The organism is Flavobacterium akiainvivens (assembly GCF_001278115.1).
GTDB classification, from domain to species: Bacteria; Bacteroidota; Bacteroidia; order Flavobacteriales; family Flavobacteriaceae; genus Flavobacterium; species Flavobacterium akiainvivens.
The window spans coordinates 3,554,928-3,577,281 of the sequence record NZ_LIYD01000005.1; the positions used below are offsets into that span (position 1 = coordinate 3,554,928).

Consider the following 22,354-nt stretch of genomic DNA (forward strand, 5'->3'; position numbering starts at 1 on the left):
GAAGTTATACGAGCCATTTTTTATTACCAGCTTTCCTTAAATCCTTCGGCAAGGGCAGCCATGTATTTTTCCAGGTTAAACTTATACAGGTTGGGTGCCTTGTGTGCACCCCCGCGTCGGGTTTCTTCCTGTTTGTCTAAAATGTCATAAGCCATCATTTTACGGTAAAAATTGCCGCGGTTCAGCTTTTTGCCCAATATAATTTCATACAGCTTTTGTAGCTCAGGCATTGTAAACTCTTCCGGCAGCAGGTTCATGCCTATAGGCTTGTAGTTAAGCTGCCTCCTTAGTGTTATTAGTGCCTCATCTAAAATCCTGCGGTGGTCCATCATCATTTCCGGAAGCTCGTTTACATCCTTCCATTCGCACGCTTCGCCTAAATCATCAATCACAGGCTCAACATTGGTATAATCAACCAGCGCATAAAAGCCCACGCTTATAAAGCGCTGTTTGTGCCATAATGTATCAGGATAATCGTTAAAAAACGATTCGCTCCTGTTAAGTTCGGCAAATACCCTGAATTGTTCCAGGTATATGTTGTTTGCCCCTGTGCGTTCAGATAATATGCGGCCTGCGGCAGCATGTATTTCTTCTTCTTTTTCCATGTAGCCACCCGGTAAAGACCACGTGTCCTGCTCTTTTAGCTTTAGCAGTAAAACTTTTAAAGTAGCATCATGAAAACCAAACAACACGCAGTCCAGCGAAATATGCGGCAGGTATAAGCCCCATGCTTCTTTAGAACGTGCGGTTAAAAGCTCTTTTAAATTCATAACCTTATTTTCTCTTCCCAATCCGCAAAAGTAAACCTTTTTGGCTCACACTTAAGTTTTTATGAAACTATTTGCATTTCAAAATTTATTGCTTATATTTGAAGCATTAAATTTAGCATTTCCCAAAAAAGCTAAGTTGGTTGATTTATTGTTTAGAAAAGCCGTTGACATACTCGCAACGGCTTTTTTTATGCTCTTATGTTTAAGGGCGTTATACTACTGTATAACCACCATCGGCAATAAAGTATGCCCCCGTTGTAAACGACGATTTATCGCTGCTAAGGAATGCCACAAGCTCGGCAATTTCTTCCGGTTTGCCCAGGCGGTTCATGCTTGCTTTTGCGGCAATTGCACTGCGCGAGGCATCATCAAGGTTGGCATCCAGCAGGGGAGTGGCTATATAACCCGGCCCAACTGAATTACAGCGAATGTTTTTCTGGCCATACTCGGCGGCAATGTTTTTAGTAAGGCCCACAACACCGTGTTTGGCAGCAGTGTAAGCCACGCTGTTTGGTGCTGCAACCGTGCCGTGTATAGAGGCAATATTTACAATATTACCGCCACCCTGTTTGTCCATTTGCTCCAGCTGGTAGCGGCAGGCATAAAACACACCACTAAGGTTAAGGGCAATTACCTTATCCCACCCGGCAATGTCATATTCGCCTGTTGGGGCAGCAGGCCCGCCAATACCGGCATTGTTGCAGGCAATGTCAAGGCGGCCGTATTTAGCCACGGTTTCATCTACAAATTTCTTGTTGTCTTCCGGTTTAGAAGAGTCTCCCTTTATAAAAAAGGCCTCGCCACCGGCGGCTGTAATGGCCTTAACGGTTTCTTCGCCGTGGGCTTCGTTAACATCGGCTATTACTACTTTGGCACCTTCGCGGGCATAGGTTTCGGCAATGGCACGGCCTATTCCTGAGCCACCACCCGATACAAATGCCACTTTATCTTTTAAAATTGACATAAACTTATGTTTTATTTGTTTGTCTTATAAAGTTACACAATATATTTCATTGCTTAATAAAGAAGCGAGTTTAAATTTTAGTTAAGTAAATTATTTTATTCTTTCTTTTATAAGAAAATAATCAAATAATTTTATAGCTTTGCTGTATGTATGCATTAATTGACTGTAATAACTTTTATGTATCCTGCGAAAGGGTATTTCAGCCGCAGTTTAACGGCAGGCCCGTAGTGGTATTGTCTAACAACGACGGCTGTATAATATCGCGCAGTGAAGAGGCTAAGGCACTGGGTATAGACATGGCCCAGCCGGAGTTTAAGATACGTAAAGAGTTACGGCAGTTTAATGTAAAAGTGTTTTCGTCTAACTATTCGCTGTATGGCGATTTGAGCGAACGGGTTTTTGCCGTAATGAACACCTTTACGCCAAATGTGGAAAAGTACAGCATAGACGAAGCCTTTCTTGATTTTACAGGCGTTGCGGTAGCTGATTTTGATGCCTATGGTATGGAAATGAAGGAAACGGTGCTTAAATGGTTAAGCCTGCCCATTTGCGTGGGGGTGGCGCCCAGCAAAACCCTGGCAAAAGCAGCCAACAGAATAGCCAAGAAGTATCAGGAGCAAACAAAAGGCGTGTATGTTATAGATACTGATGAAAAGCGCCTAAAGGCCTTAAAGTGGCTTAAAATAGGCGATGTGTGGGGCATAGGCTATCGCACGGTAAAAAAACTTAAGGCTATAGGTGTGCAAAAAGCAATAGACTTTATACAGCCGGGTATGGAGCAGTGGATTAAAAAGAATATGGGGGTTATTGGTATGCGCATTAAGCTCGAACTGCAAGGCACACCCGCAATAGGCAGCGGCGAGGTTCCCGAAGAAAAGAAAAGCATTGCCACTACCCGCAGCTTCCCTAAGCAGTTAACGGATTATGACCTGATACGCGAACGGGTGTCTACCTTTGCTACCGTTACTGCCGAAAAACTGCGCAGGCAAAATTCCTGCTGCCATACGATTATTGTAATGCTGGTGGCCGATAAGCACAGTATAGACATACCCAAGTACCACTACAGCAGGGCGCTTACCCTGCCTTATGCTACAAACAGTGCGCTTACCATAAGCGCCACTGCCATACAATTGCTTAAACAGCTTATGGCGGCTACCGATACCGTTAAGTTTAAAAAGGCGGGTGTAATTGTTACGGAACTTATTCCTGATAATGCAAAGCAGTTTGACCTGTTTGTAGACGAAGACCCGCGCCACCTTAAGCTTATGACGGCTATGGATAAAGTAAACCAAAAGATGGGTACGCGCATAATCCGCCTGGGGGCGCAGGCTGAAAAAACCTGGGATATGAAGCAAAATATGCGCTCGCCACGATATACAACAGCATTTAAAGATATACTTACAGTACAATGCCGGTAAAACGCTACATACAGCCGCTTTCTGTTTATGTCCCGCATTATAATGCAGGCACGGCATTGCCTATGGCTGCAGGTACGGTGCAGGCCGGTTTTCCCTCTCCGGCGCTCGATTTTATGGAGTATAAGATAGACCTTAACAGGGAACTATCGCGCAATGATGCCGCTACGTTTTATGTAAAGGTAGCCGGAAACTCCATGACGGGAGCAGGAATAGACGAGAGCGACATACTGGTGGTAGACCGTAGCCTGCCACCCCATGACGGCAGTATAGCCGTGTGCCTTATTGATACAGAATTTACCGTAAAACGCCTTAAAGTACAGCCTGACTGCTTGTACCTGGTGCCTGAAAACCCTGACTATCCACTACTACAGGTTACCGAAAACAACCAGTTTATGGTATGGGGTATTGTAACTTATGTAATTAAAAAGGTAGTATAGCTTACCTTTGCTGCATGAGGAAAAAAGTACAGCGCCATCTTAAAAAGGCCGGATATATTATTTATAAAGAAACCCTTATTGATGCTAAAGAACACCTGTGGACCTTTATTGGCGCTTTCTTGGGTATTGGTTTAATTGGGTTTATAAGCAGCTACTACCTGCCTGTTTCTGATTATATTTTTGTTATAGGCTCATTTGGGGCATCATCGGTACTGATATATGGGGCCATAAACAGCCCGCTTGCCCAGCCGCGTAACCTTATTGGCGGGCACGTAATATCAGCGCTGGTAGGGGTAACGGTGTATAAATTTATTCCCGCAGAACTGTGGCTTACCTCGGCGCTTTCTGTAGCACTGGCTATTATAGCTATGCAGATGACTAAAACCCTGCATCCACCCGGCGGGGCTACAGCGTTAATTGCTACTGTGGGTTCACCCAAAATACACGCCCTGGGCTATTTTTATGTACTCAGTCCGGTGCTTTCAGGGGTACTCATACTGTTTTTGGTGGCGTTGGTTTGTAACAACGCTACATCACACAGAAGCTATCCTAAAAACAAACAGTGGTATAAATTTTGGCTCAGGAAATATTAAAGCATAAAAAAATCGGGTATTACCCGATTTTTGTTTTTAAAGGCGTTGCTGCTTTCTTGTCTTTTTTAGTACGCCCGCGCCATATCAGGAAACCCGTTATGGGAAGCATGGCACAGGTAAAGCTTACTATAAAGGCTATTATTTTACCCGGAATGCCCAGTATGGCACCCACGTGAATATCATAATTGGCTGTAATTAGCTTTTCGCCAAAGTTCTTCTCGCTGTGGTCGCGTACGTGTAATAATTTACCGGTGTATTTATCAAACTGAAGCTGGTGATATACAAAATACTTGCCCCTGTATTGCTGTACATAAGCCTGTATAGCGCCCTTTTTATCTTCAGGCATACCCACGCTTATAGCATCGGCAGAGGGATATTTTTTCCAGGTTGTGGCAGCAGCGGTATCAAACGCCTGGTTTTTATCGCCATTGCTAATTACCGATTCTTTCTTTACTACCTCAGGAGGTGTAATACTTTGTGAACCGGCTACATACACAATAGCCTGAAACCATGTAAACGCCCACACCATGCCTGTAAAGGCTACAATAATAGCAATAGATGATATGTAAAAGCCAAAAATGTTATGCAGGTCATAGTTTTTACGGCGCCACTTGGTAGTGTCTTTCCACTGAAACCAAAAGCGCTGCTTGCGTGCCGCTTTGTTTTTTGGCCACCACAATATAAGGCCCGTTATAAGCATTATCACAAAAATGAAAGTACTCCAGCCTACTATGGGCTGGCCTATTTCGGTTTTAAGCAGCAGGCTCCAATGCAGCATTTTTACAATATTGAAAAAGTCTTTTTCCTGGTCGTAAATGCCTAAAATCTCACCTGTATAAGGGTCTACATATATTTGGTAATAATATTCAATAGTATCAAAATACCAGATAGAGCTTGTTTCTTCAACCGCCTTATAACAATGAAATTCGTATGCTTTTTCAGGGTCTTTGTAAATGTGCATATCCTCAAAGGCAATAGAATCTCCTACAGCCGCAAGGGTTTTGTTCCACACCACACTTGGCGCAAGCCTTTCGCCTTTAACCTCGGGTACATAAATAGCGTCATGGCGCTGCCACTCGGTTATTTCCTGGCTAAATACATAAATGCACCCGGTAACCGATAGCAATAACACAATAAGCCCGGAGGTAAGCCCGAGCCATAAGTGAATTTTTCCTGTCCAGTATTTTGGCTTTCTTTTTTTTGCCATGGGCGCAATATTAAAAAGAATTATCCTCCCTTAAGTTAAAAGGGAGGATAATTTTATAATTGGTTTAGAAATTGTAAGTAAAGTTTGCTGCAAATACACGAGGCCTTTGCGGGCTTATTGTAGACCAGCCTTTGTAATACTCCTCGTTTGTAATGTTGTCAAGCTTAAGGGTAATAACAAAATCCTGTGCGTTGTAAAATACAGATGCATTTAGCACCGTGTACTCAGGCAGGGTAAAGGTACCGGCAAGGTTACGGTTAAATATTTTGTTTTCGCTGGCATAGTTGCCGCCAAAACCAAGCCCGAAACCGTTTAGTACGCCGGTGTTAAACCTGTAGCTTGCCCAAAGGTTAGCCAGGTTTTGGGGGCCTGCGCTTTCCGGCCTGCGGCCCAGGAAGTCATTACCTGCTTCTGCTTTTTCAAGGCGGCTGTCGTTATAGCTGTAGCCGGCAAGAATATTAAGGCCTTCTATAGGGCTTGCGCTTAAGCTGGCTTCAATACCTTTGTTTACCTGCTCACCATCCTGGATATATTCTTCAGGGCTAACCGATATTACAGTGTTGCTTACCTTAATGTTGTAGTAGCTAACTGTAGCATTTAATTTGTTGTCTAACAGGTTAAGTTTTGTACCAAACTCAAGCTGGTTAGCTTGTTCAGGGTCAAAAGTAATAATATTGCCGCTTGGTGTAAGTACCGGAGCAACGTTTTTAAAACCATTCATGTAGTTGGCAAATACAGCAACTTTGTCCTGTATTGGCTGGTACACCACACCAAATTTAGGCGAAAGCGCTGTTTGGTTGTAGTCATCGGCTGTTGTGCTTATGTCGCCTTTGTTGCTAAAACGGTCTACACGAAGGCTGGCCATTACACTAAGATTAGGCAGCAGGTAAGCCACTTCGCTTGCATAAGCGCTGAAAATTTCCTGTTTTGATTTAGAGTAATTAACACCCGGGTCGCCAAGTGCCGCAATACCTGCATCGGCACCGGCCTGTGTAAGTACGCCTGTATCATCGGCTATAGAACTCATAGGGATGTTAAACGCTGCGTGAAGTGCCGGAGCTATGGCTGCAAATATGGTTGGGTCTACACCAATGTTTACAAAACCCTGCGCACCATAACCGGTGTTGTTGCCAATTACATTAGTATTGTAGTAGTCAAGGCCGCCTATAAATTTATGTTTAACAGCACCTGTATTAAACTCACCTATAAAGTTTTGTTGTATATCTGTACCAATAGTTTGAGAATTTTGCTTGCTGGTGTAGCGGGCAAATATCATACCGTCCTGAAAAACGGCACCTGTTTGTGCTTCTATGGTAGAAGTACCTTCATAAAGATATGAATAGTAACCATCTGATTTAGATGAGTTGCGCGACACAATGGTTTGAGATGTCCATTGGTCAGACAGCTTGTAGTTCATCTGGCCCTGAAGGTTAAAGGTAGGGGTGTCTATATAAAGGTCATTACCGGTGTAAGAGCGGTATGGGTTGTAACCCAGCTCAGCAATGTTAGTAGCCCTTAGCGGAGAGAAACGGTCTACAAACAGCATAGTTTGGTTAGTGCTGCGGCCGTTGTAAAACTCTGTATTGATGTTAAAAGTAAGCCTGTCGTTTACTTTATAAAGTAATGATGGCGCTACAAAAAGCGATTTCCTGAAGCCTGCATCCTGAAAACTGTTCTCTGTATGATAAGCTGCATTTAGCCTTACAAATGCTTTTTGGCTGTCGCCCAGAGGGGTATTGATGTCAAGAGTTGTGCGGTTTAGGCCATAAGTGCCTGCTGTATAAGATATGTTACCTCCAAAAGTTTCAAAAGGCCTTTTAGTAGTAATGTTTATAAGGCCGCCATAAGATACAAGGCTGCTGCCAAAAAGCGTGCTCGATGGGCCTTTTAAAACTTCAATGCGCTCTATATTAGCAGGGTCCGGGCTGCCGTTAGTAAGGCCGGGTACACCGTTTATCATGGTAGGCTGTACTGCAAAACCCCTTAATGAAAAGTAGCCTGCGCCATCACTGCCCCTTCCGGTAGATTCCCAAAGCTTGTCTATGCCCGGTGCATTTTTAAGTGCATCGTCAAAATTTGTAACTACCTGTTCTTTTAAAACTTCGGCAGTAATGGTATTGTAAACCTGTGGGTTTTCTATGTCTTTAAGTGGCATTTTGCTTACCACCTGGCTTTCTTTTCGTGCAAATTTATTAACCTGGCCTTCAATAACCACTTCTTTCATTTGCTCGGCACTTTCAGCAAGGGTAAAGTCTTTAACAACTTTTTCGCCGGCTGCTACCGTTACAACATCTTCCTGGGTGGTAATACCCACCGCCGTAATGCGTATTGTGTATGTGCCCGGTTTTACGTTTTTAAATTCATAAGCGCCGCTTGCGTCGCTCACGGTGCTAAATGATGTGCCTTTAAGGGCAACGTTTATGCTTTCAGCAGCCGAATTGTCACTAAGTACAATAGTGCCGCTAATTCCCGCCTTGTTTTGTGCCCATAGTACTACGGTACTTAAAAGCATAAAAGCAGAAAAGAACTTTTTTAATGTGTTTGTGTTCATTTTTTCTTTTGTTAGGTGCTGCAAATGTATTGCCCAAAAGATTACTACACAATGCTATTTTTAATTATTCTAAATTAACACAGAGCGAAAAGTGCTTTTTACAAAATCTTTATAATTTTAAAGAAAAACCATTTTCAATTTTATACTTTATCGTTTTATAATTGAACTATTTTCAGAAAATTTGTAGGTAAAACCGTAAGTTATATTACTACAGTTAATGGTTTTAGCAATAATTTGTTTAATTTTATAACAAGAATGTTTAATCATGTTATAAAATTAAAATTACTTAAATGAAAAAGCCCCGCACATTGCTGCGCGGGGCTAACCTTCAATTTAGAAATCCTGAAATTAATGTTTTGCAGTAAAGCCGTCTTCACTTAGTTCGCGGTGCTCATAATCAGCAACCATTTCGGCAGCAAAGTCGGTTTTTTCTTTTTTACTGAACCTGCGGATTAAGCCGTCGAATATTGAATATACAACCGGCACAATAATCAGGGTAAGGAACAGCGAACTGATAAGGCCACCTATAATTACCCATGCAAGGCCGTTGTTCATTTGTGCAGCACCACCTTTTGCAATTGCAATAGGAATCATACCAAACACCATTGCAATAGTAGTCATAAGGATTGGGCGCAGACGGGCGTGGTTAGCCTGAACAAGTGCATTAAACGTACTTTCGCCTTCAGCCTTACGGTGGTTGGTAAAGTCTACCAGTAGGATTGCGTTTTTACACACAAGGCCAATAAGCATAATGATACCTAATATAGTAAAGATATTCAGTGTATTGTTTGTAAGTGCCAATGCAAGCAGCGCACCGATAAACGAAAGCGGTATAGAAAACAATACCACAAACGGATACACAAAACTGTCATAAAGTGCTACCATTACAAGGTAAACTAATATAATAGCAGCAAGTAGTGCTATAAGTAATGTGCCGAAACCTTCGCTTTGGTTTTCCATATCGCCACCCCATACATAATTTACTCCAGACGGGCGTTCCAGTTTTTCAAACTTTTCGGTCCAGTCGGCCACAACACTACCTACAGGACGCCCTACGGTTTGCCCTTGTACGGTTACCGATGTACTCTTATCGCGCCTCTCAAGCAAGCTTGGGCCTGAGCCTTCGGTAATATCGGCAAACTGGCTTAGTTTTACTTCCTGCCCGTTAGTGTTTGTAAAGGTCATGTTGCGCACATCATCAATATTCATGCGGTTGTATTCGCCAAAACGTATGTTAATATCATACTCATACTGCCCGGCACGGAATTTACCATCGGTATTACCGTTAAAGGCCGTTTGCATGGTTAAACCTACGGTTTGTAGGTCTAAGCCCAGGGCAGCCATCTTGTCGCGGTCTACCTTTACATCAATTTCCGGAGAACCTGATTCCGATGTGAGTTTTACTTCAGATGCACCCGGTATTTTCCTAAGCTCATTAGCAGCAGCTTCAGCCCATTTATAGGTGCTTTCAAAATCGCTGCCTGTAACGGTTAGGGCTATAGGTGCGTCATCTGCACCACCCATTATACTTACCGGCACGGTTTTTATCTTGGCGCCAACAAGAACTTTTTGCAGTTCCAGCTTAGTTTTGGCGGCATATACAAACGAGTTATCATCGCGGTGTTCTTCGTCAACCAGGGTTACCGTAATTTCACCTTTATATACCGTGGCCTGAGAACCCCCAAAGCCTTCGCTGGTTTGCCCTACAGTGGTAATAAGGCTCTTTACTTCTTTTTTGCCCTGAAGGAAACGCTCGGCATTTATCAGCACAAGGTTAGTTTGCTCTAACGATGCATCTTTAGGAAGCTCTATTTGCACCATGAACTGGCCCCTGTCGAGCTTTGCAAAAAATTCGCCACCAATGTAAGTGCCTGCAATCATTAAAGAGCCAATAAACATGGCAATGGCAACACCCAGGCTGGCAAGCTTTGTTTTCCAGTTTTTAAGTGACCATGTAAGTATGCCGGTTACCCAGTGGGTAAACTTGTCAAGGCCTTTTTCAAAACCAAGGATTATTTTACCAAAAAGGTTTTTGCCGGTTATATGCTCCAGCTTACCAAAGCGCGATGAAAGCCATGGAATAAGCGTAAATGATGATAGTAACGACAATAATGTAGCAATAACCACCACCACGCAAAACTGTTTTATAATGTCGCTTACAAGGCCTGTACTCATAGCTATAGGCAAGAACACCACCACAATTACCAGGGTAATGGCCGATACTGTAAAGCCAATTTCAGCAGTACCGTCAAAAGCGGCACGCACACGGTTTTTGCCCATTTCCATGTGGCGGTAAATGTTTTCAAGTACCACAATCGCGTCGTCTACAAGAATACCTACCACAAGCGATAGGCCAAGAAGGCTCATTAAGTTTAAGGTATACCCCATAACAAATATGCCTATAAACGTGGCAATAAGCGATGCAGGGATAGACACCATTACAATAAGTGCATTACGCAGCGAGTGCAGGAAGAACAACATTACAAATGCCACAAGGAATACCGCTATAAATAAATCGTGTATAACGCCTTCGGCTGCTACAAGGGTAAACTCAGAAGTATCATTTGCCACTACCAGTTTAAGCCCTTCTTTTTTATAATCGTTTTCAATTTTTGAAATTACATTGCGCACATCCTCACTTACCTGTACCGCATTGGCATCGGTTTGTTTGGTAATTTGTACTGCTATAGCACTTTTGCCATCTACACGTGCTATTTTTTCGGCCTCTTTCTGGCTGTCCTGCACGTCGGCCACCTGGCCTAAACGAATTTGTACACCGTCTTTGCTTGATATAACAAGGTTACGCATTTCTTCTACACTGCGGTACTTACCTGCAAGGCGCACCAGCATACTGTTTTCACGCGTTTTTACACTACCGGTAGGAAAGTCAAGGTTACTGCCTAATACTACCTGTTGTACCTGTGGTATGCTAAGACCATAGCCTTTTAGCTTATCCTGGTCAAGGTTTACCTGTATTTCACGCTCCTCACCACCTACAAGGGTTACCTGCGCAACACCGTTTACACGGCTAAGTATGGGCTCAATTTTCTTGTCAAGAAGGTCGTAGAACGTTACTTCATCCATTTTGCTGGTTGCCCCCAGGGTTACTACAGGAAGGTCGCTTAAAGAGAATTTTACAAGCGATGGAGGGTCGGCATCTTCAGGTAAGTCTTTTTCTATGGCATTAATTTTACGCTGGGCATCATTTAGTGAATAGTCTGCATCAGCTTCGGCCATAAGGGTAACCATTACAACAGAAAGGCTTTCGTATGATTTAGATTCTACTTTCTTTACCATTTCCAGTGAAGATACCGCGTCTTCAATCTTTTTGGTAACGGTGTTTTCTATTTCACCGGGCGAAGCACCCGGATATACCGTACTTATGGTAATAACATTTGTTTCAAACTTAGGGATAAGCTCATAGCTAAGGCTGCTGTAGCTGTAAAGCCCGCCCAAAGTAAGTATGGTAAACAACACTATAATAAGTGTTGGCCGTTTTATTGATATTTCTGCTATTTTCATTTTGATTAGTTTAAGTTCCCCCATTGGGGGGAAGGGGGCTTATTTTACAGCATTTACTTTAGAACCATCGGCAAGGTTTATCTGGCCGCTTGTAACTACAACATCGCCATTGTTAAGGCCTTTAAGCACTTCTACCTCTTCGCCAAAAATACGGCCCGATACAATTTTGGTAAGCTTGGCCACACTGTCTTTAACCACAAAAACCTGGTTGTTGCCCACACCGCCCACAAAGGCTACACGAGGTATGATCATAACTTCGGCCTTCTGAGTTTTGCCTGAACCAAATACCGCACTGCCATACATACCAGCCTTAAGTGCATTGTCAGGGTTTTTAGATACTTCAACCTCAATTGGGAAGTTAAGCGATGTATCTGCCTTTGGGGCAATAAACGTTACAACGCCTTCAAATTCCTTGTCAGGATATACGCTGGCAGTTACTTTTACCTTGTCGCCTTTTTTAAGGGTAGCCACCTGCTGCTCTGTAACGGTTACTTTAAGCTTAAGGGTGCTTACGTTTACCAGTTCAAATAGTACAGTACCCGGAGAAACTACGCTTCCCGGCTCTATATTACGTTTGTTTACAATACCGTTTATACTTGATTTAATGCTGGCATCGCCTATGTTTATTTTGGCAGCATCATATTGTGCCTTGGCGTTGGTAAGGGCAAGTTTAGCCTGGTCAAGCTGCTGCTTGGTTACACCGCCTGTTTTAAAGGCATTTTCATAACGCTGCGCATCGCTTTGTGCATTTTCATAAGATGCCTTTGCATTTTGAAGCTGTATGTTAAGCTGGTCGCCTTTTATAATGGCAAGTACCTGGCCCACACGCACTGCGTCGCCTTCGTCTACTAATACTTTAACCACACGGCCGTTGTTTTCTGCAGGGAATTCAAGCTGTTGTGCAGCCTCAAAAGTACCGTTGGCAATATATTCAAGGTTAGGTACTTCAGTCTTAACAGTATCTATACGTACAGCTACAGAGTTGTTGGTTTGCGCCACAACTGCTGTTTCGGCTTCGTTCTTTTCTTTGTTTTTGTTCAGTATAAAATAGCCAAGACCCAGTACAGCTATTATAACTACTATATAAATTACCTTTTTCATGATTATTTTTAGTTTTTAAGTGTTTGTAGTTCGCCTTTGGCTTTTATAAGCTGCACTTCGGCCAGTTTATAGTCAAGCATTGCAGCATTGTAATTGTTTTGAGCTTCAATCAGTGAGTTCTCAGCATCAAGCAGGTCAGTAAGTGGTGCAAGCCCCTGCTGGTAGTTGTTTTGGGTGTTGTCCATAACTTCCTGGGCCAGCTTTACGTTTTCCTTTTGGTTTTCAATAGTGGTAAGGCTGTTGTCTATTTGAGTTACCGCATTTTTATATTCAAGGTCAAGGGCAAGCTTGGTGTCTTTTATGTCCTGCTCGGTTTTTTTAAGCTGAATATCTGCCTGGCGCACCTTTGCACGTGTGCCAAACCCTGTAAACACCGGTATGTGCAGGTTAAGGCCTATGGTAGAATAATCTGACCAGTATACCCCGTCAGACGGTTTTGCAAACCATGGCAGTTCCGGGCCCTGGCCTATATAGTTGTATCCTGCCGTAAGCGATAGGGTAGGGTAGTATGCCGCCTGTTTGGCTTTCTTGTCAAACAGGTATAACTCTTCCTGTTTTTTAAGTACAAGATATTCTGTACGCGTTGTAGCATCCGGCACGTTGCTTGACGCCAGGGTGGCAATTTCAAACTCGGTATCAGGCAGTACTATAGGTGTTTCAATAGGCATGCCCATGTAAAACTTAAGCGCGTTTTCCTGCTGCTGAACGGCGTTTAACACCTTTTGGCGTTGAGAGCTAATATTGTTCAGGTTTACATTCATACGGTCAAGGTCTATCTTGCGGGCAAGCCCGTTATCAAACTGGCCTTTAATAATGTTGCGCACCTCAAGGGTGTTTGCATAAGTACTGTCTAATACACCAAGATTTTGTTTTTGTATGTACACCTGGTAGTAAGCCGTGGCTACACGCTCTATAACCTGCTCTTCGGTAAGCTGGGCGTTAACCTGGTAAAACTCACGTGTGGTCCTTGCAGCTTTAAGTCCTGTAAAAACCGACTGGTCAAACAGCTTTTGCGTAAGGGTTACACCGGCAACACTGTTCCATTTTTGCCCTAACGGGGCCAGTATGGTGGTGCCAGGGGCGCCAAAAAAGTCACCTGGTAGTGCATTAAGCTGTAGGATAGGGTTGTAAGTAACACTACCATCTATGCTTATAGTAGGCAGCGCCTGAGAGCGTACTTCCTCTATCTGGTATTCGCTGTTTTGCACGTCAAGCTTAGCCTTGGCGGCATCGGCTTTGTTTTGCAGCGCATAGTTTACGGCATCTTTAAGCGTAATGTTTTGGGCGGGCACTGTTTGTGCCTGCACCTGCACAAACGCCAGCAGGGCCATAAACAGGGCAAAACCGCTTTGGGTAATGCTCCTTATTTTACTTTGGGTCTTCATTTTGATGTTAACTGTTATTAATTGATTGTAATGATTATTCTGGTTTAAACAATAGGTCCATTATTATTTGCTTGCGCTCTTCAATAAGCCTGTCAAAGCCATCGGGGGTAAAGCCCATGGTTTCCTGTAGCAATGGGCGCATACTTACCGGGAAACACGTAAGTGAGATAAAGTTGAGCATAAACTGCTCCGGCCTCATTTTGGTTATATTGCCTTTATCCATCTCTACGGCTATTTCAAGATAAAACTTGTCTAACAGGCGGCTCATGCTTTCGTGGTCTTTATATGCGCAGCCCTGGTTCATTTGGGTAACCATGTATATTTCCAGGTAAGGAAACTCCTTACTCTGCTCAAAATACAGGTCCAGGTAATCCATTATTTTTTCCTTAAGCGGTTTTGTACTAAACACAATGCTTTCAGTACGTTCGTGTTCCTGCTTTTGGGCATCTTCAAATACGGTGTTAAACAGGTTATCGCGCGAGCGGAAGTAATAATTTATCAGTGTGCGGTTTACTCCTGCGGCATCGGCAATTTCCTGTGTAGTAGCATTAAAGCGGCCTTCGCCGAAGAATATCCTGCGGGCGGTATCTTTAATTAATTGCTCTGTATCTAATTCTGTAATTTTAGCTGACATTTTTGTTTAACTATTTTGTTTGACATTTTTGTCAAACGCAAAATTATAATGTTTAACGAAACTCAAATGTTAAAATTGCGTTAACCTTATTCTTTATTTTCGGTTAGGTATTTTTCGGCGAGTAGTATGCCTTTTGGCGTGCAAATGGCGCGTAAATGATATTCAAGATAAAGATTGTGGAGGTCGTTAGTGTTAAACAGTTCTTCAGGGAAAACACTGCTGTCTTTAGTGCCCGAGATACCTGTAAAGTATATGCGCGATACAAAGTCTACATTTATATCAGTCCTGTACAGGCCTTCGGAAATACCTCTTTGCAGGTTGCGCGATACGCTCTCTTTCATCCTGTCAAATTGCCTCATGTGCATTTTTTGTGATATCTCCGGAAAAAAACGTGTAAGCTGGTAAGCAGCAAGGCGGTACTTGTCTTCTAATGTTCTTCTCAGGTATTTTCTTATTTCAAACAGTTCTTCTACTGCATTACACCCTGAAGCTGCTATTTTTTGTATTTCGTCAAAAATTATCTGCATCAGGTATGTGCCCACAGCTTCAACCAGTTCGTTTTTATTGGCATAGTGCTGGTAAATGGTTTTTTTGCTAATGCTCATCTCCTGTGCTATATCGTCGAGTGTAACGCCTTTAAAACCAAGGTTTAGGTACATCTCTTTTGCCTTTTCGAGAATAAGCCCGCTCATGTTCATTTCCTTTTCCATGGTGCAAATGTAATCAGGAAACTTTAAAAACCAAAAAAGTTTCCAAAGTTTTTACAATTTTGTCAAATTATTTTTTTGGTAGGGTATTCATGTTTTGGATTGTTATGTGCCTGAATTGCGCTGTATTATGGCAATTCATTAAAATCACTAACCACCAACCAATACATGAAAAGAAAGTTATTATTATTGGGGTTGCTGTTTACCGGCGCCCTTACTGCACAGGAATATCAATGGGAATGGGCCACACGGGGCGGGTCTTTAAAAAAAGCGCAGAATGAGTTTTTGTATAGCTTTAATGCAGAACAGATAAAGAATATAGTGGTTGACGAAGATAATAACTACTATTTTCTGGCATTTGTAACACGTGATGGCACGGTGTATCAGGATTTGCCTATAACCGTATATAACGGCGGTTCTGCTGCTAATCCTGTTGCGCCAACAGATGTCCTGCTGATATCTACCACAAGTTCAGGTGAATTGAGGTGGACACAAACCATTGGCGGTTACGGCCTTGATACTTCTTATGGCATTACGCTTGATGGTAATGGCGGGTTATACTTAACACTGTACACTATAAACCTGGTAGCGCCTGCTGATTTGCCTTATAGAAGTGTTACGCATTTAGCACCTGATGTAGAGCTGCCATCGCACAATGGCAATCTTGAAGAATTTCAGGATGGTTTCAGGACAGGGGTATTCATGAAATACAATACAGAAGACGGAAGCCTTGCCTGGCATAAAATGCTACAGGGCCAATTAAATTATATGTATACAACATGCAGGCTTAGCAATGTTGAAATTGATGATGATGGCAACGCTGTGTTTATGGCCGGTTTTTTACATGGCACCCATTTAGATGGCGCCATTACCATAACCGATGAGGCATTTAATTTTCATTATTACCTGGTTAAATATAGTCCTGATGGCACTTTGGTAGGTGCTACACCGCTTAGTTTTACCGGCGAGCTTTTAGATGAGAATTATAAATTAAGGCATGACAAAAATTTAGACCGCTACTATGTGGCAGGTAAGAGGTTTTCGATAGACATACAGCCTAATGCCTTGGCATTTAACGGACAGGATTTTACGGCAGAGTCATTTCTGTTAGCTTTTGATGCAGAGGGTAACGAGGTATTTCGCAGGGAAACGGTGGCTGATGTTCCGGGAGCTCTAATAACCTATCTTAAGCTGAATAATATAAGGATTGATGACGATTCTAACATTTACCTTACCGGTAGTGTGTATACAGGTGAGTTTACTCAGGGAAATATTGTAATGTCTTTTGCAGGATATACATTTCCAACCGCTATACAGGGCAACAGTGTGTTTGTAATAAAACTTGACCCTGATGGCAACCTGCTGTGGGCCTCGCACCCTACTCCGGATACCACTCCCGGGGCTATGGCTATTACGGCAGCTGCCGGATATGACCTTGCTGTTAACGGAGATGAAGTGGCTCTTGCTACCGCCATGTGGAACGACACGTGGGGTGAAGCCACCATTACCAGGCCGGGCGATTATGGTGAGGAGCCCTGTTTAGTCAGGCTTAATAAAGAAACCGGTGCAGCAATACAAATACATGATATTTCCGGGCCTGAGGATTTTATGGACATAGGCACGGCTGTTGCAGCTGATAACGATGGTAACTATATTTTTGGAGGCACATTCCTGCATTCGTTGTTTGTAAATAATGAGCCGGTGGACACTCTTACAAAAGTACAGGGCCAGGCAGAGGGTACTGATTTTTTTATTGCAAAACTAAGTACCCCACAAATAAATGGGATTGATGATAAAAATCAAAATGCAATTGTGTTGTATCCTAACCCGGCAAAAGATGTTGTTTATATAAACAATAGTAATGGCGGGCTAAAAAGCTACAGGGTTTATAATATGCTGGGGCAGCAGGTGCTTGACGGTGCGTTTTCAGGAACTGAAAATGCAATTAAGTTAAGCACAGTTCCTTCCGGTAACTACCTGGTAAAGCTAACGGCCGCCAATGGTGATGTAACAACACAAAAAATAATCAAACAGTAATAATATTTGCCAAAAAGCCCTCTGCCAGAGGGCTTTTTTTATCTGTAGGCTTAGTTTTTTGATAAGAATGCGCAAACCTTTATCTTAGCAAAAAATTAATGCATGCAGTCCATAGCTCATTACCATCAGGTGGTAACCCAGTATTTTGAAGCCTTAGCGCTCGAAAAGCAACCCCAAAACCTTTATGACCCCATACAGTATATATTATCGTTAGGCGGAAAGCGCATTCGCCCCGTATTAACACTTATGGCAGCAGAGGTTTTTGGTGCCGATTGCCGCGAGGCTTTACCGGCAGCGGTAGCGGTAGAGGTGTTTCATAACTTTTCGCTGGTGCATGACGATATTATGGATGATGCCCCACTGCGCCGTGGTAACCAGACCGTGCATGAAAAATGGGATATAAACACCGCTATACTTAGTGGGGATGCCATGCTTATACTGGCCTACCAGTATTTTGAGCAGTATGAGCCGCAAACATTCCGTGATTTGGCAAAGCTGTTTAGTAAAACGGCCCTTGAGGTGTGCGAAGGCCAGCAATGGGATGTGGATTTTGAAACCCGTACTGATGTTACCGAGGCCGAGTACCTTAAAATGATTGAGTATAAAACTGCGGTTTTAGTAGGTGCCGCCATGAAAATGGGCGGTATTGTGGCGCAAACATCTGAAGAAAACTGTAGCCTGATATACGACTTTGGCCGTAGCCTGGGTATTGCCTTCCAGCTTCAGGATGATTACCTGGATGCTTTTGGCGACCCGGAAACCTTTGGTAAGCAGGTGGGGGGCGATATTATTGAAAACAAAAAGACGTTCCTGTATCTTAAAGCTTTAGAATTAGGTAGTGCCGATGACAAAGAAATTCTTAAAGAATGGTTTGAGGCGCAGCCAGATGACCCGGCCCAGAAAATAGCCGATATAAAGGCGGTTTTTGTTGCAAGTGGTGCCGATGCCGCTACTAAAAAAGCTATTGAAGAGTATACATTGAGTGCATTCGCCCTGCTGGAAGAAATGGATATTGCCGAAGACAAGAAGCAAATGCTGCGTGCCTTTGGCGAAAACCTGATGAAACGCAGCGTATGACGTTTACACCTCCGCAAAATACCGACCTGCTGTTAAGTGAAGCCCAAAAGGAACAGCTTTACATAAAACTTATTGAGCAGCTTAATAAAGATTTTAACCTGGCAAACGAGCCGGTTGATTTCGCGTCTGATACTACGCCAATTGCGTTAAAGCTGGGCTTACAGGAAAAGATTTTTAAGCTTATAAACCATAAGTTTGCCGAATACCTTAACCTGCTCTATATTATAGACGTGCCCGAAAAAGATATAAAAGCCCTTAACGGTGCCGATATTGCCGACCTGAGCGAGCAGGTTGCTTTTTTGCTCTTAAAAAGGGAGTGGCAAAAAGTATGGTTTAGGAACCGGTATTAGTTTAGATGGAATACGGGTGATTTAGATTTAAGAATCCGTGTAAATCCGCTCCATCCGTTTTATCCGCGTTCCATCTTCCTTAAAAATACACCCTTATAAACGGCATAAAGGCATCGCTGTACACGTAGTCGCGTTCGTTAAACAGTACGTTGTATCGCACGCCAACCACCACATTGCCGGTGTTATAACCTGCGCCCACAAATAATGCGGTATTCCAGAAATTCCTTTCACGTGATGCTGTATATCCGGGATATGCAGGTTCAGGTACATTGTAGTTGTCATCATAAGTCAGGTTAACGCGCAGTTGCTCTACCTCGGCAGATAGCTGTATTTCCGGTATTGGGTTAAAAAGCCCTATCAGGCTGCCGCCATAAATCCAAGAATCATAAAAATACTTCTGGCGTACATAGCTGCCCTGTAAACCTGCGCCTGCGGCCACATATTCGTTAAACTGGTATATGGCTCCGGGGGCTACCATAACATCGGTATACCCATTGCCGAAAGAAGCGCCTAAGCCACCACCAAAGCGCACGTGGCTCCAAAAGTCAGAGCCGTCATCCTGTGCCTGTACTGTTGTAAAAGTCAGTACAAATAGTGCCGGTAAGCAAAATTTTGTTAAATAAATTATAAAGCTTCTTTTCATAGCGGGCTCCATGTATATTTGGTAAGCATAAATATATAAAAATCGTTGAAAGATTATTACAAATAATGTACTTTTGCATAAAATTTTATAACACCACCGTCACAAACACATAGGTATGGACAGGTTTTCCTTTTTAAATGCAGCTAATACTGCTTTTTTCGCTGATTTATACGATCAATATATTGAAAATCCCGACAGCGTAGAACCAAGCTGGAGGGCCTTTTTCCAGGGGTTTGATTTTGCTGCTTCTGATTATGGTTCAGGAGCTTCAGAATACCAAAACGCACCGGCTGCTGCGCCACAGGCCGCTCCGGCACCCCAAAACCCCGTTTCAGACTATTCAGGCATCCCTGAAAAGCTGCAAAAAGAATTTAAGGTACTTAGCCTTATTGAAGGGTACCGCACCCGTGGACACCTTTTTACCAAAACCAACCCTGTAAGGGAGCGCCGCACATTTACCCCAACTTTAGAGCTTGAAAACTTTGGCCTTACCAGTGCCGACCTTAACACCACGTTTGACGCCGGTAAAGAGGTGGGCCTTGAAAATGCTACCCTTGCGCAAATTGTAGACCACCTGCAAAAAGTGTACTGTGGCCACATAGGGGTTGAGTATATGTACATCCGCGACCCTAAAACAAGACAATGGATACAAAACAGGCTAAGCAAAAACCACAACCAGCCTGATTTTAACGCTGAGCAAAAGAAAGCCATACTTGGCAAGCTTAACGAGGCGGTTTCTTTCGAAAACTTCCTTCATACAAAATATGTAGGCCAAAAACGTTTCTCGCTTGAGGGTGGAGAATCTTTAATCCCGGCTATGGATGCCCTTATTGAGGCTGCTGCCGAACAGGGTGTTGAGCAGTTTGTTATGGGTATGGCACACCGCGGCCGCCTTAACGTGCTGGCTAACGTGTTTGGCAAAAACACATCAGACATCTTCAGCGAGTTTGACGGTAAAGATTATGATGATGACGCCCTTTTTGATGGCGACGTAAAATACCACCTTGGCCTTACGGCTGATAAGGTAACCAAAACCGGCAAGAAAATAAACATTAACCTTGCACCAAACCCGTCTCACCTTGAAACGGTAGGTGCTGTTATAGAGGGTATTGCCCGTGCCAAGCAAGACAGGCATTTTCCTGAAGATAACAAAAAGGTACTGCCTATTGCCCTTCATGGTGATGCAGCTGTGGCAGGACAGGGTATTGTGTATGAAATTGTACAGATGGCCAAGCTTGATGGCTACAAAACCGGTGGTACTATTCACGTGGTGATAAACAACCAGGTGGGCTTTACTACAAACTACCTTGATGCCCGTTCATCTACATACTGTACAGATATTGCAAAGGTTACGCTTTCGCCGGTACTTCACGTAAATGCCGATGATGCCGAGGCTGTAGTGCATGCCACGCTTTTTGCGCTTGATTACCGTATGGAGTTTGGTACAGATGTGTTTATTGACCTGTTGGGTTACCGTAAATACGGCCACAACGAGGGCGATGAGCCACGTTTTACACAGCCTAAACTGTACAAAATCATTGCCAAGCATAAAAACCCACGCGACCTGTATGCCGAAACCCTTTTGGCAAACGGCGTTATTGAGAAAGATTATGTTTCGGGCCTTGAAAAAGAATATAAAGATAAGCTGGAGCAAAACCTTGAGGCTTCGCGCAAGCGCGACCTTACGGTAATAACCCCGTTCATGCAAAATGAGTGGGAAGGCTATGCACAGGCTGATGCCGATAAAATGCTTCAGAAGGTTAATACCGCTTTCAGCAGGGAAATGCTTGACGAAATAGGTAAAACCATTACTGAGCTTCCGTCAGACAAGAAATTCCTGAATAAGATTACCAAGCTTATAGGCGACCGTAAAAACATGTATGAAACCGATAAGCTGGACTGGGCAATGGGCGAACTGCTTGCCTATGGCACACTGCTTACCGAAGGTTTTGACGTACGCATAAGCGGCCAGGACGTTGAGAGGGGTACTTTCTCGCACCGCCATGCTGTTATTAAGGTTGAAGAAAGCGAAGAAGAAGTAACGCTACTTAATACCCTGAAAGACCAGAACGGTAAATTCCATATTTACAACTCACTGCTTTCAGAATATGGTGTTGTGGGCTTTGACTATGGTTATGCCCTTGCCAGCCCTAAAACGCTAACCATTTGGGAAGCCCAGTTTGGCGACTTCTCTAACGGTGCGCAAATTATGATAGACCAGTACATTAGTGCTGCCGAAGATAAATGGAACAACCAGAACGGCCTTGTATTCCTGCTTCCCCACGGCTATGAAGGCCAGGGTGCAGAGCACAGCAGCGCCCGTATGGAGCGTTACCTGCAACTGTGTGCCAACCACAATATGTATGTGGCAGACTGTACCACACCGGCTAACTTCTTCCACCTGTTAAGGAGGCAAATGAAGACTGATTTCCGCAAGCCGCTTATTGTGTTTACACCTAAGAGCCTGCTGCGCCACCCATCTGTAGTATCTACTGTAGATGAGCTTGCTAACGGCAGCTTCCAGGAAGTGCTGGATGACCCAATTGCAGATCCTAAAAAGGTAAAAACCCTTGTGTTCTGTACCGGTAAGTTCTACTATGACCTTGTAGCCGAGCGTGAAAACCTTAAGCGTGACGACGTAGCGTTTGTACGCCTTGAGCAGCTGTTCCCGCTGCCAATAGAACAAATTAAAGCCGTTCTTGCAAAATATACCAATGCCGATGATTTTGTTTGGGCACAGGAAGAACCACGCAACATGGGTGCTTACAGCTACATGCTTATGAACTTTACTGAGGTTAAGCTTCGTGTGGCATCGCTTAAAGCATACAGTGCGCCTGCCGCAGGTAGCTCAAGCCGTGCTAAAAAACGCCATGCTGCTGCCATTGCCATGGTTTTTGACAAGAACTTGTTCAATTAATTGTAAATTTGACTCAATAATATACAACACCAATAAAATTA

Annotated in this window: 17 protein-coding genes; 7 read left to right on the forward strand and 10 right to left on the reverse strand. The window is 43.4% G+C overall.

The genetic code is table 11. The features are described from left to right. Positions 1–23 precede the first annotated feature (23 nt). Together AM279_RS16035 and AM279_RS16040 are read right to left on the reverse strand one after the other, a co-directional pair. A complete protein-coding gene (locus AM279_RS16035; protein ID WP_054409036.1) occupies positions 24–770 on the reverse strand; it encodes an NUDIX hydrolase in 747 nt (248 codons plus the stop codon). 211 nt (positions 771–981) lie between these two features. After that, positions 982–1,734 (reverse strand): SDR family NAD(P)-dependent oxidoreductase, encoded by a 753-nt coding sequence (locus AM279_RS16040; protein WP_054409037.1) that lies wholly within the window; start codon positions 1,732–1,734, stop codon positions 982–984. A gap of 146 nt (positions 1,735–1,880) precedes the next feature. Here AM279_RS16040 and AM279_RS16045 point away from each other — a divergent pair, with 146 nt between their 5' ends. From AM279_RS16045 to AM279_RS16055, 3 genes are read left to right on the forward strand one after another with little or no spacing between them, the layout of a single operon-like run. Beyond that, positions 1,881–3,152, forward strand: a complete 1,272-nt coding sequence (locus tag AM279_RS16045; protein WP_054409038.1) for a Y-family DNA polymerase — start codon at positions 1,881–1,883, stop codon at positions 3,150–3,152. Continuing rightward, the gene (locus AM279_RS16050; protein ID WP_054409039.1) at positions 3,143–3,589 is read left to right on the forward strand and encodes a LexA family protein; all 447 of its coding nucleotides are present in this window, start codon (positions 3,143–3,145) and stop codon (positions 3,587–3,589) included. The genes AM279_RS16045 and AM279_RS16050 overlap by 10 nt, the downstream gene beginning before the upstream one ends. Positions 3,590–3,603: 14 nt before the next feature. Further along, on the forward strand, positions 3,604–4,182 hold the full coding sequence (locus tag AM279_RS16055; RefSeq protein ID WP_054409040.1) for an HPP family protein: 579 nt from the start codon (positions 3,604–3,606) through the stop codon (positions 4,180–4,182). A gap of 19 nt (positions 4,183–4,201) precedes the next feature. Here AM279_RS16055 and AM279_RS16060 read toward each other — a convergent pair whose 3' ends face one another. The 7 genes from AM279_RS16060 to AM279_RS16090 all read right to left on the reverse strand — a co-directional run bounded on the left by AM279_RS16060 (position 4,202) and on the right by AM279_RS16090 (position 15,292). After that, positions 4,202–5,389 (reverse strand): PepSY-associated TM helix domain-containing protein, encoded by a 1,188-nt coding sequence (locus AM279_RS16060; protein ID WP_054409041.1) that lies wholly within the window; start codon positions 5,387–5,389, stop codon positions 4,202–4,204. A 64-nt stretch (positions 5,390–5,453) separates the two neighbouring features. Further along, entirely contained in the window at positions 5,454–7,940 is a 2,487-nt protein-coding gene (locus tag AM279_RS16065; RefSeq protein WP_054409042.1) for a TonB-dependent receptor, read from the reverse strand. Between the two features lie 348 nt (positions 7,941–8,288). Beyond that, on the reverse strand, positions 8,289–11,462 hold the full coding sequence (locus AM279_RS16070) for an efflux RND transporter permease subunit (RefSeq protein WP_054409043.1): 3,174 nt from the start codon (positions 11,460–11,462) through the stop codon (positions 8,289–8,291). 39 nt (positions 11,463–11,501) lie between these two features. Continuing rightward, the gene (locus tag AM279_RS16075) at positions 11,502–12,563 is read right to left on the reverse strand and encodes an efflux RND transporter periplasmic adaptor subunit (RefSeq protein WP_054409044.1); all 1,062 of its coding nucleotides are present in this window, start codon (positions 12,561–12,563) and stop codon (positions 11,502–11,504) included. Positions 12,564–12,571: 8 nt separating this feature from the next. After that, positions 12,572–13,948: a TolC family protein gene (locus tag AM279_RS16080; RefSeq protein WP_054409045.1), complete on the reverse strand. Its 1,377-nt coding sequence runs from the start codon at positions 13,946–13,948 to the stop codon at positions 12,572–12,574. 34 nt (positions 13,949–13,982) lie between these two features. Further along, on the reverse strand, positions 13,983–14,582 hold the full coding sequence (locus AM279_RS16085) for a TetR/AcrR family transcriptional regulator (RefSeq protein ID WP_054409046.1): 600 nt from the start codon (positions 14,580–14,582) through the stop codon (positions 13,983–13,985). Between the two features lie 86 nt (positions 14,583–14,668). Further along, positions 14,669–15,292, reverse strand: coding sequence for a TetR/AcrR family transcriptional regulator (locus tag AM279_RS16090; protein ID WP_054409047.1), 624 nt, complete (start codon positions 15,290–15,292; stop codon positions 14,669–14,671). Between the two features lie 165 nt (positions 15,293–15,457). On the opposite strand from AM279_RS16090, the gene AM279_RS16095 reads away from it, so the two are divergent. The 3 genes from AM279_RS16095 (at position 15,458) to AM279_RS16105 (ending at position 18,753) form a co-directional block, all read left to right on the forward strand. Then, positions 15,458–17,326: a T9SS type A sorting domain-containing protein gene (locus AM279_RS16095; protein WP_082344246.1), complete on the forward strand. Its 1,869-nt coding sequence runs from the start codon at positions 15,458–15,460 to the stop codon at positions 17,324–17,326. Between the two features lie 102 nt (positions 17,327–17,428). Further along, positions 17,429–18,403: a polyprenyl synthetase family protein gene (locus AM279_RS16100; RefSeq protein WP_054409049.1), complete on the forward strand. Its 975-nt coding sequence runs from the start codon at positions 17,429–17,431 to the stop codon at positions 18,401–18,403. Next, positions 18,400–18,753 (forward strand): hypothetical protein, encoded by a 354-nt coding sequence (locus tag AM279_RS16105; RefSeq protein WP_054409050.1) that lies wholly within the window; start codon positions 18,400–18,402, stop codon positions 18,751–18,753. Before AM279_RS16100 ends, AM279_RS16105 begins: the two co-directional genes overlap by 4 nt. A gap of 79 nt (positions 18,754–18,832) precedes the next feature. Here the strand turns inward: AM279_RS16105 and AM279_RS16110 are convergent, their stop codons facing one another. Continuing rightward, positions 18,833–19,396, reverse strand: coding sequence for a hypothetical protein (locus AM279_RS16110; protein WP_054410372.1), 564 nt, complete (start codon positions 19,394–19,396; stop codon positions 18,833–18,835). A 115-nt stretch (positions 19,397–19,511) separates the two neighbouring features. Between AM279_RS16110 and AM279_RS16115 the strand changes: the two genes are divergently transcribed. Then, complete coding sequence (locus AM279_RS16115) at positions 19,512–22,313, forward strand: 2-oxoglutarate dehydrogenase E1 component (protein WP_054409051.1); 2,802 nt, start codon at positions 19,512–19,514, stop codon at positions 22,311–22,313. Positions 22,314–22,354 lie beyond the last annotated feature (41 nt).

Coding starts and splice junctions, on each gene's coding strand:
- AM279_RS16035 (WP_054409036.1), bottom strand. CDS start 770: ATGAATTTAAAAGAGCTTTTAACCGCACGTTCTAAAGAAGCATGGGGC.
- AM279_RS16040 (WP_054409037.1), bottom strand. CDS start 1,734: ATGTCAATTTTAAAAGATAAAGTGGCATTTGTATCGGGTGGTGGCTCA.
- AM279_RS16045 (WP_054409038.1), top strand. CDS start 1,881: ATGTATGCATTAATTGACTGTAATAACTTTTATGTATCCTGCGAAAGG.
- AM279_RS16050 (WP_054409039.1), top strand. CDS start 3,143: ATGCCGGTAAAACGCTACATACAGCCGCTTTCTGTTTATGTCCCGCAT.
- AM279_RS16055 (WP_054409040.1), top strand. CDS start 3,604: ATGAGGAAAAAAGTACAGCGCCATCTTAAAAAGGCCGGATATATTATT.
- AM279_RS16060 (WP_054409041.1), bottom strand. CDS start 5,389: ATGGCAAAAAAAAGAAAGCCAAAATACTGGACAGGAAAAATTCACTTA.
- AM279_RS16065 (WP_054409042.1), bottom strand. CDS start 7,940: ATGAACACAAACACATTAAAAAAGTTCTTTTCTGCTTTTATGCTTTTA.
- AM279_RS16070 (WP_054409043.1), bottom strand. CDS start 11,462: ATGAAAATAGCAGAAATATCAATAAAACGGCCAACACTTATTATAGTG.
- AM279_RS16075 (WP_054409044.1), bottom strand. CDS start 12,563: ATGAAAAAGGTAATTTATATAGTAGTTATAATAGCTGTACTGGGTCTT.
- AM279_RS16080 (WP_054409045.1), bottom strand. CDS start 13,948: ATGAAGACCCAAAGTAAAATAAGGAGCATTACCCAAAGCGGTTTTGCC.
- AM279_RS16085 (WP_054409046.1), bottom strand. CDS start 14,582: ATGTCAGCTAAAATTACAGAATTAGATACAGAGCAATTAATTAAAGAT.
- AM279_RS16090 (WP_054409047.1), bottom strand. CDS start 15,292: ATGGAAAAGGAAATGAACATGAGCGGGCTTATTCTCGAAAAGGCAAAA.
- AM279_RS16095 (WP_082344246.1), top strand. CDS start 15,458: ATGAAAAGAAAGTTATTATTATTGGGGTTGCTGTTTACCGGCGCCCTT.
- AM279_RS16100 (WP_054409049.1), top strand. CDS start 17,429: ATGCAGTCCATAGCTCATTACCATCAGGTGGTAACCCAGTATTTTGAA.
- AM279_RS16105 (WP_054409050.1), top strand. CDS start 18,400: ATGACGTTTACACCTCCGCAAAATACCGACCTGCTGTTAAGTGAAGCC.
- AM279_RS16110 (WP_054410372.1), bottom strand. CDS start 19,396: ATGAAAAGAAGCTTTATAATTTATTTAACAAAATTTTGCTTACCGGCA.
- AM279_RS16115 (WP_054409051.1), top strand. CDS start 19,512: ATGGACAGGTTTTCCTTTTTAAATGCAGCTAATACTGCTTTTTTCGCT.